We start from the raw sequence: 18,895 nt of genomic DNA, 5'->3' as shown, positions 1-18,895 counted from the left end.
GAAAGAACCCTTGGCCTAAACGGGTCGCGGTGTTCCTGTAGGGCATCGCATGGCCTAAAGCTGTGGGAGTTCAGCTGTCTATCAATATGCCTTCAAAATAAAGGTCATCAAGACAGTTGCTCCCACATTGGGACGGTGGTGTTTTACAGATTCCAGCCCAGCGGACCACCGCACGCTTTTGCCCATGGATAAAAGGTAAGCCTATGAGCGTGCATGAACTCAAACGTCCGCCCATCGCGGACACCGCGGAATGGCAGGTCAAGGCGCCTCGCGCCCCGGAGCAGCTGCAGCACTGGGCGCAGGTCAGTCCGTTGCAGCCGGCTTTGCGCCACAAGCGTCACGGTCAGTGGTTCGTCTGGCGCTGGATCGATGTTTTGCGCGATGTCGAGCGGTTGGCCGATGGTTTGCGACAGCAGGGTTTTACCGAAGACTCGCGCCTGGCCTTGAGCGGTGCGTTCGAGCCAAATCTGTTGCTGCTCGCACTGGCCGCCCGGCACATCGGCGCTGAACTGCTGACACTGCCGGACAACCTTGACTCCGAAGCCCTGCACAAAGCCCTATGGCGCAGCCGCCCGACCCACGCGTTCGTCCAGGGACGACAGACGCAGCAACTCTGGATCAACCAAGGCCTGACGCTGCTGAATTTCGCCGAGTTGTTCGGCCCGGTAGAACCTGCGCAACGCCTTAACCGCTGGAATCAAGACGCGCAACTGTGGAGCGAAGAGGGCACCCAGTGGCAGCACGGCCTGACGGTGCTGCTGGAACAATGGCTGACCAGCGGCCAATCCCTGGCCTTCCCGGAAAGCCCCGGTAGCGCCAGCCGCGACCGTCGTGAAGTGGCACCGTCCGGGCTGCTGCTGTCCACCGAACGCCTGCAACTATTGGCCGCAGAAATCGAAAGCCGCCTCGCCCCCAATGGCACTTGGCGTCGACACCTCTGCGACTGGGCCATCGCCCATCCCGAAAAAGGCCTGCAACGCTTGATCAAGAACCGCGTTCGCCGCCTGTTGGGCTTCCACAACCTGCATTTCATCTGGCAAGCCCCCCGCATTTCCGATGCTCAACCCGAGCCGACCTGGCTCGCTGAATTCAAACGGGACATCGCATGAGCTCGACCGACTCCATTCTGCAAGTCAGCGGTATTTCCCTGTCCTTCAAAGGCGTGAAGGCGATCAATGAACTGTCGTTCGATGTGCGCCGGGGCGAGGTCTGCGCGCTGATTGGCCCCAACGGCGCGGGCAAGAGTTCGTTGCTCAACGTGCTGAACGGCGTGTACCGCTTCGATGCCGGATCGATTGTGTTCGAGCAACAGCCGTTCAAGCGTATCGACCCGCTGAGCGCCGCACGCCGGGGCATCGGCCGCACATTCCAGAACAACGCACTGTTCAAGAAAATGAGCGTGATCGACAACATCCTCACCGGCCTGTCACGGCACCTGCGCAGCCGTTTCATTGAGCAGGCGCTGAACCTGCCAAGAGCCCGGCGTGAGGCTGAAGACTTCCGTCGGCAGGCCCAGGGCATTCTCGAATTCCTCGAACTGCAAGCCCATCGCGATGTGCCGGTGGGCAAGCTGTCCTACGGTCTGCAAAAACGTGTGGAGCTTGGCCGTGCCTTGATCGCTGGCCCCAGCCTGTTGTTGCTCGATGAGCCGATGGCCGGGATGAACGCCGAAGAGAAGCAGGAAATGGCCCGCTTCATCGCCGACATCAACCGCGACCTCGGCACCACGGTGGTATTGATCGAGCACGACATGAGCGTGGTCATGGGCCTGTCCGACCATGTGGTGGTGCTCGATTACGGGCGCAAGGTCGGTGACGGCACGCCGGCCCAGGTGCAGGCCAATCCCGACGTCATCGCGGCGTATCTGGGCGTGGTGCACTGATGACATTCTTCTTCGAAACCCTGCTCGGCGGCTTACTCGCCGGAACTATGTACTCGCTGGTCGCGATCGGCTTCGTGCTGATCTACAAGGCCAGCGGCGTGTTCAATTTCGCCCAGGGCGCGATGCTGCTGTTCGCCGCGCTGACCTTTGTCAGCCTGCACGATCAAGGCGTGCCGTTCGCCTTGGCGCTGTTGCTGACAGTTGTGGTGATGATCATCGGCGCGCTGCTGATCGAACGGCTGGTGTTGCGGCCACTGGTCAATCGCTCGCAGATCACCCTGTTCATGGCCACCCTCGGGTTGTCGTTCATCATCGAAGGTCTGGCTCAGGGCTTGATGGGTTCGCAAGTGCGGGCGCTGGATCTGGGCATCGACGACGTGCCGCTGTTCATCGGCGGGATGATGGTCAGCCAGTTCGACCTGATTGCCGCAGCGGCCGCCATCGTGCTGGTGACGGTGCTGGCGCTGCTGTTCAACAAAACCCGCATTGGTGTGTCCCTGCGCGCGGTGGCGGATGACACCACCGCCGCGCTGTCGATCGGCATCAACCTCAACCGCATCTGGCAGATCGTCTGGGCGGTGGCCGGCATTGTCGGGCTGGTGGCGGGATTGTTGTGGGGCGCGCGCCAAGGCGTGCAGTTCTCGCTGTCGCTGGTGGTGCTCAAGGCCTTGCCGGTGTTGATCATCGGCGGCTTCACCTCGATTGGCGGGGCGATTGTCGGCGGGTTGATCGTCGGTGCGGCGGAGAACCTTGCCGAGGTGTACATCGGCCCGCTGATCGGCGGTGGCATTACCCCGTGGTTCGCTTACGTCCTGGCTTTGGCCTTCCTGTACATCCGTCCCGCCGGCCTGTTCGGCGAGCGCGCCATCGAGCGAGTCTGAACCCATGTCGATTTCCCTTACCCGCGAAACCGCGCCGGCGGTGTTGATCCAGCGCCGTGTGCCGATTGGTTTGATTGCGTTGTTGTTGATCGCCTTCGTGGTCGTGCCGCTGACCGGCAACGACTATTGGCTGAACGCGATTCTGATCCCGTTCCTGGTGCTGTCCCTGGCCGGGCTTGGCCTCAATCTGCTCACCGGTTACACCGGCCAGACCTCGGTCGGCGCGGCCGGGTTCATGGCGGTCGGCGCCTTTGCCACCTACGGTTTTCTGCTGCGTTTGCCAGAGCTGGGCTTGCCGGTGGCGCTGCTCGGCGGCGGGGTGATCAGCGCGGTGGTGGGGTTTGTCTTTGGCCTGCCGAGTTCGCGGATCAAGGGCTTTTACCTGATGGTCACCACATTGGCCGCGCAGTTTTTCCTGGAGTGGCTGTTCGTCAAATTCCCATGGTTCTACAACTACGGTTCGTCCGGGACCATTTCCGCGCCGAAACTGGCCCTGTTCGGCCATGATCTGAACACGCCGCTGGGCCGCTACCTGCTGACTCTGACTACCGTTCTGCTACTGACCTGGGTTGCTGTGAACCTGGTGAAAAGCCAGATCGGCCGCAACTGGATGGCGATCCGCGACATGGACACTGCCGCCGCAGTCATCGGCATTCCGGTGGTGCGCTACAAGCACCTGGCGTTCGCCGTCAGCTCGTTTTACCTAGGCATCGCCGGGGCGCTGTGGGCCTTTGCTTATCTGGGCACGGCCAGCGCCAGCAGCTTCGATATCAACCGGTCGTTCCAGATCCTGTTCATCATCATTATCGGTGGCATGGGCAGCATCGCCGGCAACTTCGTCGGCGCGGCGTTTATCAGCTTGCTGCCGATCCTGCTCAGCCACGCCGGGCAAGCCTTGTTCGGTGGTTCGGTGGACGCCGGCCAGTTGCAGAACCTGCAAAAAATCATCTTCGGCGTGCTGATCATCCTGTTTCTGATCAAGGAACCGGAAGGCCTGATTCGCCTCTTGAGCAACCTTCGTGAACGGCTGAGTCACTGGCCGCTGCGCTTCTGAATCCCCAACCTGGTAGAGAGACAACATGCGTGCATCCTTGAAACGTTCGTTGGCCGGCGCCGCTCTGACGCTGGCGATTTTCGGCAGTGCGGTGCCGATGGTTCAGGCCTCGCCAGACCAGCAGTTCTTCCCGTTGGCCACTTACCGGGTCGGCGCTTACGCCTCCAGCGGTGTGCAAGTGTGGGCCGGCATGCTCGATTACCTGAACTACATCAATGATGTGGAAGGCGGGATCAACGGCGTCAAACTGGTCTGGCAGGAATGCGAAACCGAGTGGACGGCGGAGAAGGGCATCGAGTGCTATGAGCGCTTCAAGAAAGGTCTGGATGGTGCCCCGGTGGCGATCTATTCACCCAATGGTGCACCGGCGGCGTATGCGCTGAGCGAGCGGGCGGAAGTCGACAAGATCCCGCTGATCACCCTCGGCTACGGTCGCACCGAAGCCACCGACGGCACGGTGTTCCCTTACAACTTTCCGGTGATGCTGACCTTCTACAGCGAGGCCTCGAGCCTGATCAACTACATCGCTCAGCGCGAGGGCGGGTTCGACAAACTCAAGGGCAAGAAAATCGCCACGGTTTATCACGACTCGGCTTACGGTCGAGAAACCCTCGGTCCGTTGAAATTGCTGGCTGAAAAATACGGCTTCGAAAACATCCAGATCCCGGTAGCCGATCCAGGCAACGAGCAATCGGCGCAATGGCGGCAAGTGCGCCAGGCCAACCCGGACTGGGTGTTCCTGCGCACCTGGGGCGTGTCGACGCCGGTGGCGGTCAAGACGGCCGCGCGTTTCGGCTTCCCGGTAGACCACATCGTCGGCGACATCTGGGCCAGTTCCAGCGAAGACGTGTTGCCCGCGGGCGCCGCCGCCAAAGGTTATCTGGCGCTGACGCCATACCCGGCCGGCAGCGAATTCGAGATCCATAAACGCCTCAAGCAAGCCATCCTCGACAAGGGCAAAAGCGACCTCAAGGACCTGAAGAATTTCGGCAGCGTCTATTACAACTCCGGGCTGGTGAACGCGGCAGTGATGGTGGAAGCGATCCGTACCGCCCAAGGCAAATTCGGCAAGCGGCCGCTTAACGGCGAAGAAGGGCGCTGGGGCCTGGAGCACCTGAACATCGACGACGCGCGGCTCAAGGACATGGGCTACTTCGGCTTGATGCAGAACCTCAAGCTGTCCTGCAAGGATCATGAGGGTGGCGGTTCGGCGCGGGTGCAACAGTGGGACGGCGCCAACTGGACGCTGATCAGCGACTGGATCCCCGCCGACCGCGCGTTGCTGCGGCCATTGATCGATGAAAAATCCGCTGCGTTCGCCAAGGAAAAAGGCCTGACGCCACGCACCTGCACCGGGGATGAATAACGTATGAGCCAAGCCGCCAGCGACATTGCCGCCAATGACCTGTTGCAAGTCAAAGACATCGAGGTGATCTACGACGGGGCGATCCTGGCCGTGGCCGGGGTGTCGCTGACGGTGCCCAAGGGCGGCATCGTCGCGTTGCTCGGGGCCAATGGTGCGGGCAAAAGCACCACGCTCAAGGCGATTTCCGGGTTGGTGCGGGCCGAGCGCGCGGAAGTCAGTCGAGGGACGATTGAGTTTCTCGGGCGCGATACCGCAGGGGTTAATCCGAGCGTTCGCGTGCGCCAGGGCATGGTGCATGTGCTGGAGGGCCGGCACGTGTTCCCACAACTGACGGTGGAGGACAACCTGCGCAGCGGCGGCTTCGTTCGCGGCCTGAGCCGCAAGGACCTGGCGGCGGATCTGGAGCGCATCTACGCCTGGTTTCCACGCCTGAAAACCAAGCGCAAGACCCGGGCCGGGCTGACCTCCGGTGGTGAACAGCAGATGGTCGCCATTGGCCGCGCGTTGATGACACGTCCTACTTTGGTACTGCTCGATGAACCTTCCATGGGTTTGGCGCCTATTATCGTCCAGGAGATTTTCGAAATCGTGGCGCAACTCAATCGAGACGAGCAGGTGAGCTTCCTGATTGCCGAGCAAAATATTAACGTGGCACTCAAGTACGCCTCAAAGGCCTACGTTCTCGACACTGGTCGCGTGGTGCTGTCCGGCACCGCCGATGAGTTGCTGGCACGGGGCGATCTGCACGACTTCTATTTAGGTAAACACTGATCAATGAGAACGCCATGACTGACACCCAAAGCGGACAGGCGAGCGACGCCATCCGCCACGCGGACATCCTGATCATCGGCGGCGGCCTCAGCGGCGCGATGCTGGCGGCGCAGTTGCTGCGCTTGCCGGGCAAGCGTCAGGTGCTGGTGATCGAACCCCGCGCCGAACTCGGTCGGGGCGAAGCGTACAGCGCGGTGGAGTTGGGCCATACGCTCAACGGCAACGCGGCGCGGATGAGCGTCGATCCTGACAACGCTGATGATTTGACCCAATGGCTGACCGAGTACATTGCGGCGGGTGGTTGGTCGGAGTCGGATCAGCAGCATGTGCCGATCAGCGAGCTGTTTCCGCCGCGCGGGCTGTTTGGCGTTTATGTGCAGCAGCGTTTGGCCGAGGCGCAGGCGGTGGGCGCATTGAATGGTTCGAGTGTCGAGCATGTACGGGCCGAGGTGGTCGACCTGCAAACCCTGGACAACGCTGTATTGCTGACCTTGAGTGACGGGCAACGTTTACAGGGCGCCTATGCGGTGCTGGCCACTGGCATGTTCCCCGCCGCGCGCACGCCGCAAACCGAGTCCAGCGGCTTGAACGCAGCGGCGCTCGATCCATGGGATGTGACCGCCATGCGTCAGCTCGATCCGCAGTCGACGGTGCTGATCATCGGTTCGGGCCTGACCATGGTCGATGCCGTGGTGTCGTTGGAACAGGCCGGACATCGTGGGCCGATCGAAGTGTTTTCCCGGCATGGGCTATTGCCCCATGTACGGCGGCAGCCGCCGGTGTGGGCGGATTTTCTCGCCGAGGATCACAGCATTCGCACGCCACGACAGTTGATGCGCGAACTGCGCCGGCATTGCCGCGACGCCATCGCCCAAGGCATCGACTGGCAAGCGCCACTCGACACCGTGCGGGTGCACATCGGGCGGTTGTGGAGTCAGGCGACGGATGTGCAACGTCGGCAGTTTGTGCGGCATGTGCGGCCATGGTGGGAAAGCCATCACCATCGCTCGCCGCCGTTGAGTGCCGAGTTGGTGGCGCGGCTGCACGGGGAAGGGCGGTTGCGGATTCAGGCTGCATCTTTCAAAGGGTTGGAGCCTTCGTTGAGCGGGGAGGTCAGCATTCGTATTCGTCGTCGGGGCGAGGCGCAAACCTGCGTGGTGCATGGCGCGGCGCTGATCAACTCCAGCGGCATCGAATACGACTGGCGCCGGGTGGCGCGGCCATTGCCGCAGCAGTTATTGGCGCGTGGGCTAGTGCGGCCGGGGCCATTGGCGTTGGGCATTGCGGCGGCGGATGACGGCGCAGTGCTAAGCGCCGATGGGCAGGCCGCCCGCCGTTTGTTCGCCATGGGTCCACCGTTGCGCGGGATGTGGTGGGAGAGTACGGCGGTGACTGATGTAGCGAGCCAGGCCAAGTTTCTTGCGGCGCGATTGGTGGATTGACTGAAAGTTGGAGGGTGTTTTTTCGGGCCTCTTCGCGGGCAAGCCCGCTCCCACAGTGATCGGTGTCGTTCACAAGTTCTTTGGTCACAGCAGATACCTGTGGGAGCGGGCTTGCCCGCGATAGGGCTAGCCCATTCACCACAAAACCCGAAGTGAGCGGGAAAAGGGAAAGAATTTATTTATCCAGTGGTTTGACCGAAAGTTGGACGGTGTTTTTTCTGGCCTCATCGCGGGCAAGCCCGCTCCCACAGTGATCGGTGTCGTTCACAAATCCTTTGGTCACAGCAGATACCTGTGGGAGCGGGCTTGCCCGCGATGAGGCCAGTACAGCCGCTACAAGGTTCGGTGTCAGGCCACTAAACAAGCATTGTTTAAACGACACTTCCAGATACCCACTCAGGCCATTCGGCCTTGCACCACTGCCTACAACCGCGCCCTCGACACTACCCAAACCCGCCAACCCTCCACAGACATCAAACGCAAACCCGGCACCATTTCCCACGTCGACCCCGAGGTCGATAACGAAACCCTGCTGGCCACAACCCAACGGGGGCAAGCCTCTCGCCGCTGTATCGAGCCCGCTGCGTGGTTCAGTTGGCCTGACACAGTTGGAATTAATTTCCTTGTCGGCTGAATTTTTCAAAATATGTTGGGTCTGTTTACCGTCCATGATGGCTGGCGTCATTTAGCCAGTATTTCTGACATCAATTTCAGGGTGACCACGACCCTTCCCCTGCGGGCTTCAATGTGCGCCCTCAGCACTTATGACATGGAGCGTTATGCTTATCTCCCCACGGATGTGGCCGGTGCTGTGCGCGCTATTGGTTGGCTTGGGTACACAGAGCAGCGCCGATGGCGCCAGCCTGCCAACGCCGGGCGACCAGGACCTGATCCGCGATCGCCAGAACCGCCTGATTGAAGAACAGCAGCGTCGCCTTGAAGAACTCAAGGAACTGCCGGGCAAGCCAACATTGCCCGCAACACCGGCCGCCCCGGTGGATACCCGTTGCTTTCCTATCAAAGACATCGAACTCAAGGGCGCCGACAGTCTGTCCGCTGCCGCCCGCGAGCGCTTGCTCAAGCCTTATATCGGTCAATGCCTGGGCGTCTCGCAACTCAACGAATTGCTCAAGGTCATCACCGACCATTACATCGGCAAGGGCATGATCACCAGCCGCGCTTACTTGCCGCAGCAAGACCTCTCCAGCGGCCACTTAAGTGTGTTTGTAGTCGAGGGCAAACTCGAGGGTTTGAAGGGCGCTGACGACAGCCATATCTCCGATCGGGAACTGTCGATGACCTTCCCCGGTAAAACGGGCGAATTGCTCAATCTTCGTGAAATAGAACAACTGGTGGATCAGTTGAACCGCTTGCCCTCCAACCAGGCGCAAATGGAACTGACCCCTGGCGTTCAGGTTGGCGGCAGCAGCGTGCTGGTCAAGAACAACCCGCAAAAGCCTTGGCGTGCCAACTTGTCCCGTAACAACGACGGTCAGAAAAGCACCGGTGAACAACAGTGGGGCGCAGGCTTTGAGTGGGACAGCCCGCTGGGGCTGGCCGACCAGTTGATGTTGCGAGGCGGCCATGACGCGGTGAGCGATCACCAGAAAACCTCGAAAAACGCCATGCTCTATTACAACGTGCCTTGGGGCTGGTGGAACTTCAGTTATACCTACAGCCAGAGCGAATACCGCTCCCAGGCCCAAGGCAATGGTTTCAACTTCAGCCAGAGCGGCGACAGCGAGAATCATCAATTTCGCGCCGAGCGCCTCGTCCATCGCGATGCGGTGAGCAAAACTTCGATCAATGCCGGCTTCGCCCATCTGCGCACAAACAACTACATCGAAGATAGCCGTCTGGATAACAGCAGCCAGCGTATTACCGAAGCCCAGTTGGGTATCAACCACGGCCGGCGTATCGGCCATTCGTTCGTCAACCTGGACCTGGGCATGCAGCAGGGCATCGGCGCGCTGGATGCACAAGGCAACGACCAGCGTCGTGATGATGCCGGCAATCTTACCGCCAACGCTCGCTATCGAAAGTACACCGCCACCGCCAGTTTCCTGTTGCCGTTCAACTGGCTGGGCGAGTCATTCACGTTCAGCAGCCTCGCCACGGGCCAGCGCAGTGAAGACGTGTTGTTCAGTCCGCAACGCATCAGCCTGGGTGGCAGCTCATCGGTGCGTGGTTATAAAGACCAGTTTTTATCCGGGGACAGCGGCGGCTACTGGCGCAACGAACTGCGCTGGACCCGCCCGGTGACTGTCGATTGGCTGCGCCCGGCACTGAGCGAGTACGGCACCAGTGTCGGCTATGACCAAGGCGTGATCAGCAATGACCGATACAACAGCGAAGTGCATGGCCGAATGTCCAGCAACTCTCTGGAACTCTTCGCCCGTGGCAAGTACCTCGCCACTCGCGTGACGTTCGCCCACTCGCTGGAACGCCCCTCCGTGCTCACCGAGCGCGAGGCGCCGATCTACTTCCAGGTCGACCTGTTTCTTTAATTCATTTGTTATCGCGTCGAGATTCTGAATATGGACGTTCACCAGTTTGCCTTTCTGTCCCGCCAGCCTTCGGCTGCCTTGGCCCCTCGCACGCACTTCCTGGGCATGCCCAAACGCTTGCTGGCATTGCTGTTGGCGAACGTCATGTTCTGGCAGCCGATCTGGGCTCAGGCTGAGGGCATCGCCGTCAGCGGCAACACGCAGACCGGCATAGGGCAGGCTGGCAACGGCGTACCGGTGATCAATATTGCCGCACCCAACGGTGCCGGGCTCTCGCACAACCAGTTCAAGGATTACAACGTCGGTCGCCAGGGCGTGATCCTCAACAACGCGACGAACGCGGTGCAGAACACCCAACTGGGCGGCCACATTCTGGGCAACAGCCAGCTCGGTGGACGGGCAGCCGGCACCATCCTCAACGAAGTCAACGGCGGTAGCCCCAGCCAGCTCAACGGCTACACCGAAGTGGCAGGCCAGTCAGCGCGGGTCATCATCGCCAACCCTTACGGCGTGAGCTGTAACGGTTGCGGTTTCATCAACACGCCGCGCGTGATCCTCAGCACCGGCAAGCCTGTACTCGACGGCTCCGGCAAGCTTGATCACTTCGAGGTTGATGGCGGCAGCATCACCATCGATGGCATGGGGCTTGATGCAGCCAACATTGATCAATTCGACCTGATCACCCGTTCGGCGAAGATCAACGCAGACATCCATGCCCGGCAGTTGAATGTCATCACTGGTGCCAACAATGTCAACGCCGACAGCCTGGCTACCACGCCTCGCGCGGCCAGTGATGCCGACAAGCCTCAACTGGCAATCGATGCGGCGGCGCTGGGCGGGATGTATGCCAACACCATCAAACTGGTGGGCACCGAGCAGGGTGTCGGGGTCAAGCTGGCGGGCAACATGGCCGCCAGTGCCGGCGATATTCAAATCGATGCCGGCGGCCATCTGAGCATGGCGCAGACATCGGCCCAAGGTGCCTTGCGGGTCAACGCGCAGAGTGTCGAGATGACCGGCAAGGCTTACGCCGGCAGCGTCGATGTGCGCACGCCCGGCGAGCTGGTCAACCGGCAGAGCCTGGCCGCCCGCAACCGCATCGACATCAATGCCGACAAACTCAGTAACTCCGGCGTGATTGCCGCTGGCATCGAGGCCGATAACAGCCGCAACACCACGGGCGACTTGAGCATCACCAGCCCCTCCGTGACCAACAGCGGCAGTCTCGAAGCCAGTCGCTCGTTGAGTATCCGTGCGAGCAAAGACCTGACCAACCAGGGCGTGGTTCAGGGCGCGGCGGTCGATCTGACCAGCGCCCGGGTTACCAATCAGGGCGCTGCTGCGCGAATCGTCGGTGACCAGCAGCTGGTGATCAATACGCCGGCCATCGTCAACCTGGCAGGGGTGATCCGCTTTGGCGCGGCGCAGGCGGCGTCCTTGCAACTCGACAGCCTGGACAACCGCGAAGGCCTGATCCAGGTGCTGGGCGGCAGCCTGACAATCACCGCCCGCCAGCTGGATAACCGTGGCGGGCAAATCGACGCTGGCGGCCTCATCGTCGATACCACAACGCTTGATAATCGCTCCGGCCTGCTTTCTGCCAGCGCCGGTAATGCGCAGGTGAACACCCGCGGCAGGTTCGACAACACTTCGGGTACTCTCCAGGCGCAAAACCAGCTTTCAGTCACGGGCCAGGAGGTCATCAACCAGGGCGGCAGGCTGCTGGCGGTCAACGGTGACCTCGATCTGAAAGCCTCGAGCCTCGATAACCAGCTCGGCAGCGTGCTGGGGGCCAAGGTCAGCATTCGTGCGCCGGGTGGGCAGGTCGATAACCGCGGCGGGAAAATCGTCGGTGAGCGCATTGATCTGAACGCCTCGGGGCTCGACAACAGCAACGCGGGACTGCTGGCGGCAGGCGCCCAGGGCATGAGCCTGATTTTCGATCCGGCAGCCCTCAAGGCGCAGCTGCTCAATAACAAGGGGCGCATTCAGAGCGACGGCGGCCTTTTGCTGCAAGGTGGCTGGCTGGACAACAGCGCGGGCACAGTGCTCGGTAAAACCATCCAGGTCGATGCTCAACGCCTGATCAACAACGGCAAGGGCGCACTGGTCAGCAATGGCGGCGACGTTGTCCTGAATGTCAGCAACGTGTTGAGCAACCTGACCGGTGTGATCGATGCCGGTAACAGCACGGTCACCGTCACCGGCGCGAGCCTGATCGATAACCAGGGCGGCACGATTCGCGGCCAGCGACTGGACCTTCAGGCTAGCACTTTGCTCAACGGTCAGAAGGGGCAACTGGTCGCAGGCTCCGGTGGGTTGACCTACAGCGGGAACCGACTGGACAACAGCGGTGGCGTTATTCTCGCCGACGGTGGGCTTGCGAGCCTGAAGCTCGGCAAGGGCAGCATCGGCAACCTTGGCGGCACGATCCAGGGCGACACCGTCGAGGTGACCGCCGGCAGTCTCGATAACAGCAGCGAGGGCACCAAGGCTGGCATGATCGCCAGCCTGGCGGGTGAACTGAAGCTGACCGTTGATTCGCTGACCAGCCGCGCCGGCAAACTCTTCGCCAAGACCGCGCTGGTGTTCAAAGGCTCCACGCTGGACAACAGCGGTGGACAGCTCAGTGGCAACACCGTTGACCTGACGGCCGACCAACTGACTAACCAAGGTGGCCTGATCGAATCCAACACCTGGCTTGCACTCCAGGGCGGCACGCTGGACAACAGCGCTTCGGGACGAATCCGTGCTCTGGGCAACAACGTCAGTACTCTTCGCGTCTCGACAGACGACATCAGCACGCTCGATTTCAGCGACACAGTCAATAACCACAACGGCACCATCGAGGTCGGTAACTCGTCGTTCAGTTTCAAATCCAGCACGCTGGATAACCGTACCGGGACCCTCGAACACGCCAACACCGGGTTATTTACCCTGCACCTCGATAGCCTGACCGGTGCCGGTGGTGATATCACCGGCCTGGGCAGTGGCGACTGGAACTTCGGCGCGGTGAATGGACTGGGGCATGCACAGCTCAACGAGGCCCTGACTTACACCAACGATTCGCTGACGCTACAGTCTGGCGATCGCCTGGCCAGCAGCACCAAACTGGTGCTCAACCTTGGCAGCCTGAGCAACGGCGGCGAGCTTCTCAGCGATGGCGACCTCACGCTGAACCTTACGGGCGATCTGTTCAACAGCGGCCGGTTATCCGCGCAAAAAATGCTGGATATCACCGCCCATGACGTCCGTCAGAACGGCGGACGCATGGGGGCCGGCACCGACACACGCCTCAACCTGAGCGGTACGCTGGATAACCTCGGTTACCTGACTGCCCGCCAGAACCTGCGTATCGACGCGGCGCAAATCGACAACCACGGCACACTGGGTGCCCAAGGCAAAGTCGACCTCACCGCCACCGGCGGCATCACCAACGGCGCCGATACATTGCTGTTCAGCGGCGGCGACATGACCTTGCGCGCCAGTAGCCTGCTCAACTGGTATGGCGACCTCTACAGCGCCGGCAATCTAAGCTTCGCCGGCATCAACGGCGCCGCCGCGCAAAGCTTCAGAAACCTCTCCGGGACCGTCGAAAGCCAAGGCAACATCAGCCTTCACGCCGTCTCGCTGGAAAATGCCAAAGCCGAATTCGAACTGGGCCAACAACGGGTGAGCGGCACCTTGAGCTGGGTGTGCGGCCAACACTGTGGCGGTCATGACTCCTTCAAACGCGGCCAGATCACCATCGGCCAAACATTCATCGAGCGCGCCATCAAGGACTCTGCTTCGGCCCGGCTGGTCGCAGGCAAAGACCTCAACATCCAGGCCTCAAGCGTGCAGAATCGCTACAGCTTGCTGGCCGCCAACAACAACCTGACCATCATTGCCGATGACCTGCTCAACCAGGGCGCGTCCACTCGCACCGGCCAGAACACCATCAAGATCGGTACGCCGGGGCGCATTTCCACCGGTTACTGGGACCAGATGGAGTTCACCGACGTCCCGGCCTTCAACGCGGCCGTTGCCGCCGGCAACTACGACGACGCTCGCTTCGAGCTGCTGAAATCTCGCTCCAGCGACAGCCGCTTCCAGGAGCAAAGCAACGTCACCGTCTGGACCGACAACCCTGAGCCGACCTACGCCGCCACCATTCAGGCCGGCGCCACCGTCAACCTCAACGTCACGCGTACCGTGCAAAACGGAACGCTGCACCAGAACACGCTCGAACAACTGACCGGTACGCTGGGCGACGACCAGACCGGCGTCGGGGTTGGCGAGGTCAATATCAACATCAACCCGCAGGCGACCGGTGCCGCCGCCGTGACGCCTGCCGCTGTGCAGCTCATCGATCGTATCGCGGCGGATGGCAGCGTACAGACCGTCTTCAAACCGGTGGATTACAGCGGGTTACCTTTCACCTCCGTGGACCCGACGGCCGGGCCGAATTTCCAAACGCCCAAGGGCGATTACGGGTTGTTCATCAAGAACCCCGACCCGACCAGCCGCTACCTGATCGAGACCAACCGGAACCTCACGAACCTGTCGCAGTTCTTTGGTTCTGACTACCTGCTCAAGCAATTGAACGTCAACGCCGACGCCACTTGGCGTCGACTCGGCGATGGCCTGTACGAGCAGCGCCTGATTCGCGATGCGGTGCTGGCGAAAACCGGCCAGCGTTTTCTCGCCGGCGGTTTGACCAGCGATTACGACCAATACCGCTACCTGATGGATAACGCCCTCGCCAGCAAAGATGCACTGCGCCTGAGCCTTGGCGTCTCGTTGACGGGCGAGCAGGTCAGCGCGCTGACCCATGACATTGTCTGGATGGAAAATCGCATCGTCGATGGGCAAAAAGTCCTCGTGCCGGTGCTGTACCTGGCCCAGGCGGATAGCCGCAACGTACGCGGCAGCAGCCTGATCCAGGGTCGGGACTTGAACCTGTTCACCGGCGGCGATCTGGTCAACGTCGGCACGCTGCGCGCCAGCAACAACCTCAACGTCCAAAGCGCCGGCAGCGTCTACCAGGGCGGGCTGGTCGAGGCCGGCAACGACCTGCAAATACTGGCGCAAGACAGCATTCGCAACGCCATGGCCGGCGAGATCCGCGCCAGCCAGGTCAGCCTTGTCGCGCTCAAAGGCGACATCATCAACGATCGCACCGCGATTCAGGTTCGTGACGGGTCCGGCATGCGCACCCTGACCGATGCGGGCAGCAGCATCAGCGCCCGGGAAAACCTGGCCGTTGCGGCCGGCCGCGACCTGACCAACCACGGCGCCTTGAACAGTGGCGGCAACGCGACCCTGACGGCGGGCCGGGACATCAACCTGGCGGCCAAGACCGACACCAGCGAGAAACACGAATTCAGCGACGGCGGCCACAAGTCGAGCATCACCACCGACGTGAAAAACCTCGCCGCGACCGTTACCGTCGGCGGCAACCTGACCGTGGATGCGGGCCGCGACGTCAATGTCATCGCCAGCCAGGTCAAGGCCGGGAACAACCTAACCATCAAGGCCGGCCAGGACTTCAACGTGACCTCTGCCGACGACATCCACAACGTCGCCAGCAAAACCAAGGACGGCAAGAAACGCATCACCGAAGAAAACGACCGCACCACCCAGGCCGCCAGCGTCCTGAGCGCGGGCAACAACTTCAACGCCCAGGCCGCCCGCGACATCAACCTCATCGCCAGCAAAATCAGCGCCGGCAACGAAGCGTATCTGTACAGCGGCAACAAGCTGAGCCTGCTGGCCGCGCAGAACAGTATGCATACGCTGTATGACATGAAGGAAAAGGGTAACTGGGGCGCCAAGAAGGCCCAGCGCGATGAAGTCACTCAGATCACCCACGTCGGTACCGAGATCAACACCGGCGGCCGCCTCACTCTCGCCAGTGCCGGCGATCAGCGCTACCAGGTCGCCAAGCTCAACAGTGGCAAAGACCTGATCCTTGAAAGCGGCGGTGCCATCGCTTTTGAGGGCGTCAAGGACTACCACGACGAAAGCCACACCAAGAGCAAGAGCGACCTGGCCTGGACCAGCTCCAAGGGCAAGGGCAATACCGATGAGACGTTACGTCAGAGCACGCTGATTGCCCAAGGCTCGTTGGCCATTCGGGCTGTCGATGGGCTGAAAATCGACATCAAACAGATCAATCAAAACACCGTCAGCCAGACCATCGATGCGATGGTCAAGGCCGACCCGCAACTGGCCTGGGTCAAGGAAGCGGAAAAACGCGGGGATGTGGACTGGCGCCAAGTGAAGGAGGTGCATGACTCCTTCAAGTACAGCCACTCCAGCCTGGGCCAGGGTGCGATGCTGGCGATCATCATCATCGTGACGATCCTCACCGCAGGTGCGGCCAGTGGTCTGGCTGGCGCGGCGGCCGGGGCTCAGGCCGGCACCGCCTCCGCCATGGCGGCGGCGACGACTGCTGAGGCCGTGGCCGCCGGGGCGACCTATGTAGGAGCTGGTTGGGGCAATGTCATGGCCACGGCGGCGATGACGTCCATGGCCAGCACGGGTGCCGTTAGCGTCATCAACAACAAGGGTAATTTGGGCGCGGCTGTTAAAGACACTTTCAGCAGCGACAGCCTGAAAAATGCCGCCATTTCCGGGATGGTCGCCGGGTTTACCACCGGCGTAATCGACCCGAAATTTGGCGGGACAACCAAGCCTTACAACAGCATCACCAAGGGTTTTGACTTATCCACCCTTGAGGGCATAGGTGGTTTCGCCGTGCATGCCGGCGCACAAGGCGTTACCTCGGGCGTGGTCAAAACCGCAGTTAACGGCGGCAGCTTGGGCGACAACCTGGTCGATGAACTCGTTGCCCAGGCCGGGACCGTTGCCGCGGCTGTGGGGTTCAGCCAGGTCGGCAGCTTCGCTCAGAAAGAGTACCTCAAGGCAGCGGCTGATAAAGACTCGGTCGGCATGGCGCTGTGGGCCGAGGGTGGAGCCGGACGAACCGCGTTGCACGCCATGATGGGCGGCGCGATGTCCTCGGCCACCGGCGGCGACTTCGCGACCGGTGCGGTGGCCGCTGGTGCCAGCCAGGCCATGGCTGGCGCTTTGAATGATGTCTTCAAAACGCAGCCGGAATATCGCGAGGCCGCTGCACAGATTGTCGGCCTGACCGCCGCCGGTCTTGCCGGTAAAGACGTTGAGAAAGCGGCCTGGGTTTCGCTGATGGCCGATCAGTACAACCGCCAACTTCATCCAGACGAAATTCCGCTTCTGAAGAAACAGGCTGACAGTCTGGCGAAGGAAGCCGGACTCAGCCCTGCAGAAGCGGAAAGACGCCTGGCCAAAGCGCTGGTTTATTACACCGACAAAGACTGGAATGGTGTGCTGAGCGGCCAAGGTGCTGCACCCGATGCCCTGACGGTCAAACACTTGGGCATCGCGCTCTCGCCGCTGGGCGCCACGTACGCACCCGCAGCAGCGACGGATATTCCGGCAACCGGTCCCGCGAAAACCTACACCCCCACCGAAACCGCCGCGTTAATCGCCAACTACAGCAGCACCCATGCGGCGCAGTACGCGGACACCAAAATCAATGCCATCAACCTGCAAGGGCTCTACACCGGCGATCTCAGTTATGAATACGCCAATTACTACCGCAAAAACCTGGCAGTCGGCCCGGGCCTGACGGATTGGGGAACGGTAACCGGCAGCACCCAAGGTGCGGGGAAGGCATTGTCGGAGGCAGCGGGTTCGGCGTGGGCCTTGCTGAGCAATCCGGTGCAAGGCAGCGAACAAATCGCCAATGGCCTGGTAGGGCTGACCAAGCACCCGGTCGACTCTTTGATGAGCAGTGTCGAGGCGAGCCAAACCAAAGCGGCGTTGGCGAGCCTCTACGACATGCAGGGCAACACCGCCGCCAGTGCCGCGATCCGGGCGCAAAGTGATGTTGAGTTTGCGTTGAACTTCCTTCCGGTGAACCGGGTTAAGACGTTGGCGGAGCTTGGAGCAGCAGGCAAACAGGCAAACGGACTGTCCATTACTCGTGCTCTGGCAGAAAACAAAGGACCTTGCTGCTTCGCCGCAGGAACAAAAGTCTCTACACCGCAAGGCGATCGCACGATTGAATCGCTCAAGGTCGGCGATGTGGTCTGGAGCAAACCCGAGAAGGGCGGCAAGCCGTTCGCCGCTACCATCCTGGCGACACATCAGCGTTCGGACCAGCCGATCTATCGCCTAAAGCTCAAAAACGTTCGTGGCGACGGCAAAGCCGAAGGCGAAACCCTGATGGTCACGCCAAGCCACCCCTTCTACATCCCGGCCAAGCGCGACTTCATTCCAGTCATCAACCTGAAACCTGGCGACCTGCTGCAATCACTGGCTGATGGCGACACCGAAAATACCTCGTCCGAAGTCGAGTCGCTTGAGCTGTACCTGCCCGAGGGTAAAACCTACAACCTGACGGTCGATGTGGGGCATACGTTTTACGTTGGAAATCTCAAGACCTGGGTACACAATACGGGGCCTTGTGATCTGCCTGCTGATTATTTTGCAGGTGGTGCAAAAGGCGCAGGTACTGCGCTGGAAACAACCAATCCCATTGTTGTGAGTGGTAGTCGGGCCATCGATAAAGCGCAAAGCTACGAGGGCGGTGTACGCGGGATGTATGGCGGCTCTACGGCATTTGAGGAACGTCAGTTCAGAACGATTGTGGATGGGAAAATTGTAAATGGTGTTGCAGACGAAGTTGCTGTTATAGGCGGTAAGAAAACAGCTATCGAAGCGAAGTTTGTGGACGACTGGGGTAGCTCTATTCGGAATCCAGCAAGCCCCGCAGGATCGAAGCCTTGGTCAGTGGCGGAACAGACGAAAATGGTTGATCAAGCGAAGAAGTACTCTTCAGGTTTCGATGGAGGCGCTATTTATCATACGAACAGCCCAGAGTTGGCGAGTTTCTATTCAAAAGTATTTACCGAGGCAGGCGTCGAAAACTTTAAGTTTTTAATCACTCCGGCGACTAAGTGAG

At 60.9% G+C, this 18,895-nt stretch carries 10 protein-coding genes; 9 read left to right on the top strand and 1 reads right to left on the bottom strand.

From position 1 onward, the window contains the following. Positions 1–203: 203 nt before the first annotated feature. From KGB18_RS11430 to KGB18_RS11400, 7 genes are read left to right on the top strand one after another with little or no spacing between them, the layout of a single operon-like run. Positions 204–1,109: an AMP-binding protein gene (locus KGB18_RS11430; protein WP_123722264.1), complete on the top strand. Its 906-nt coding sequence runs from the start codon at positions 204–206 to the stop codon at positions 1,107–1,109. After that, entirely contained in the window at positions 1,106–1,882 is a 777-nt protein-coding gene (locus tag KGB18_RS11425) for an ABC transporter ATP-binding protein (RefSeq protein ID WP_123722265.1), read from the top strand. Before KGB18_RS11430 ends, KGB18_RS11425 begins: the two co-directional genes overlap by 4 nt. Next, positions 1,882–2,763 carry a branched-chain amino acid ABC transporter permease gene (locus KGB18_RS11420; RefSeq protein ID WP_123722266.1) on the top strand — a complete coding sequence of 294 codons (882 nt, stop codon included), beginning with the start codon at positions 1,882–1,884 and terminating at the stop codon, positions 2,761–2,763. The genes KGB18_RS11425 and KGB18_RS11420 overlap by 1 nt, the downstream gene beginning before the upstream one ends. A 4-nt stretch (positions 2,764–2,767) precedes the next feature. Continuing rightward, positions 2,768–3,817 (top strand): branched-chain amino acid ABC transporter permease, encoded by a 1,050-nt coding sequence (locus KGB18_RS11415; protein WP_201060762.1) that lies wholly within the window; start codon positions 2,768–2,770, stop codon positions 3,815–3,817. 25 nt (positions 3,818–3,842) lie between these two features. Then, positions 3,843–5,183, top strand: coding sequence for an ABC transporter substrate-binding protein (locus tag KGB18_RS11410; protein WP_123722268.1), 1,341 nt, complete (start codon positions 3,843–3,845; stop codon positions 5,181–5,183). A gap of 3 nt (positions 5,184–5,186) precedes the next feature. Beyond that, the gene (locus KGB18_RS11405; RefSeq protein ID WP_123722269.1) at positions 5,187–5,954 is read left to right on the top strand and encodes an ABC transporter ATP-binding protein; all 768 of its coding nucleotides are present in this window, start codon (positions 5,187–5,189) and stop codon (positions 5,952–5,954) included. A gap of 14 nt (positions 5,955–5,968) precedes the next feature. Beyond that, entirely contained in the window at positions 5,969–7,396 is a 1,428-nt protein-coding gene (locus KGB18_RS11400) for an FAD/NAD(P)-binding protein (RefSeq protein WP_223569904.1), read from the top strand. A gap of 175 nt (positions 7,397–7,571) precedes the next feature. Here the strand turns inward: KGB18_RS11400 and KGB18_RS11395 are convergent, their stop codons facing one another. Continuing rightward, complete coding sequence (locus KGB18_RS11395; RefSeq protein WP_223569903.1) at positions 7,572–8,081, bottom strand: hypothetical protein; 510 nt, start codon at positions 8,079–8,081, stop codon at positions 7,572–7,574. A 112-nt stretch (positions 8,082–8,193) separates the two neighbouring features. Here KGB18_RS11395 and KGB18_RS11390 point away from each other — a divergent pair, with 112 nt between their 5' ends. Beyond that, on the top strand, positions 8,194–9,903 hold the full coding sequence (locus KGB18_RS11390) for a ShlB/FhaC/HecB family hemolysin secretion/activation protein (protein WP_223569917.1): 1,710 nt from the start codon (positions 8,194–8,196) through the stop codon (positions 9,901–9,903). Between the two features lie 30 nt (positions 9,904–9,933). Next, positions 9,934–18,894, top strand: coding sequence for a DUF637 domain-containing protein (locus tag KGB18_RS11385; RefSeq protein ID WP_223569902.1), 8,961 nt, complete (start codon positions 9,934–9,936; stop codon positions 18,892–18,894). The last annotated feature ends 1 nt before the right edge of the window (position 18,895 follow it).

Source organism: Pseudomonas sp. BF-R-26, assembly GCF_019947395.1.
In the GTDB taxonomy this organism is placed as follows: Bacteria; Pseudomonadota; Gammaproteobacteria; order Pseudomonadales; family Pseudomonadaceae; genus Aquipseudomonas; species Aquipseudomonas farris.
This window is presented reverse-complemented; position numbering and strand designations above follow the sequence as displayed.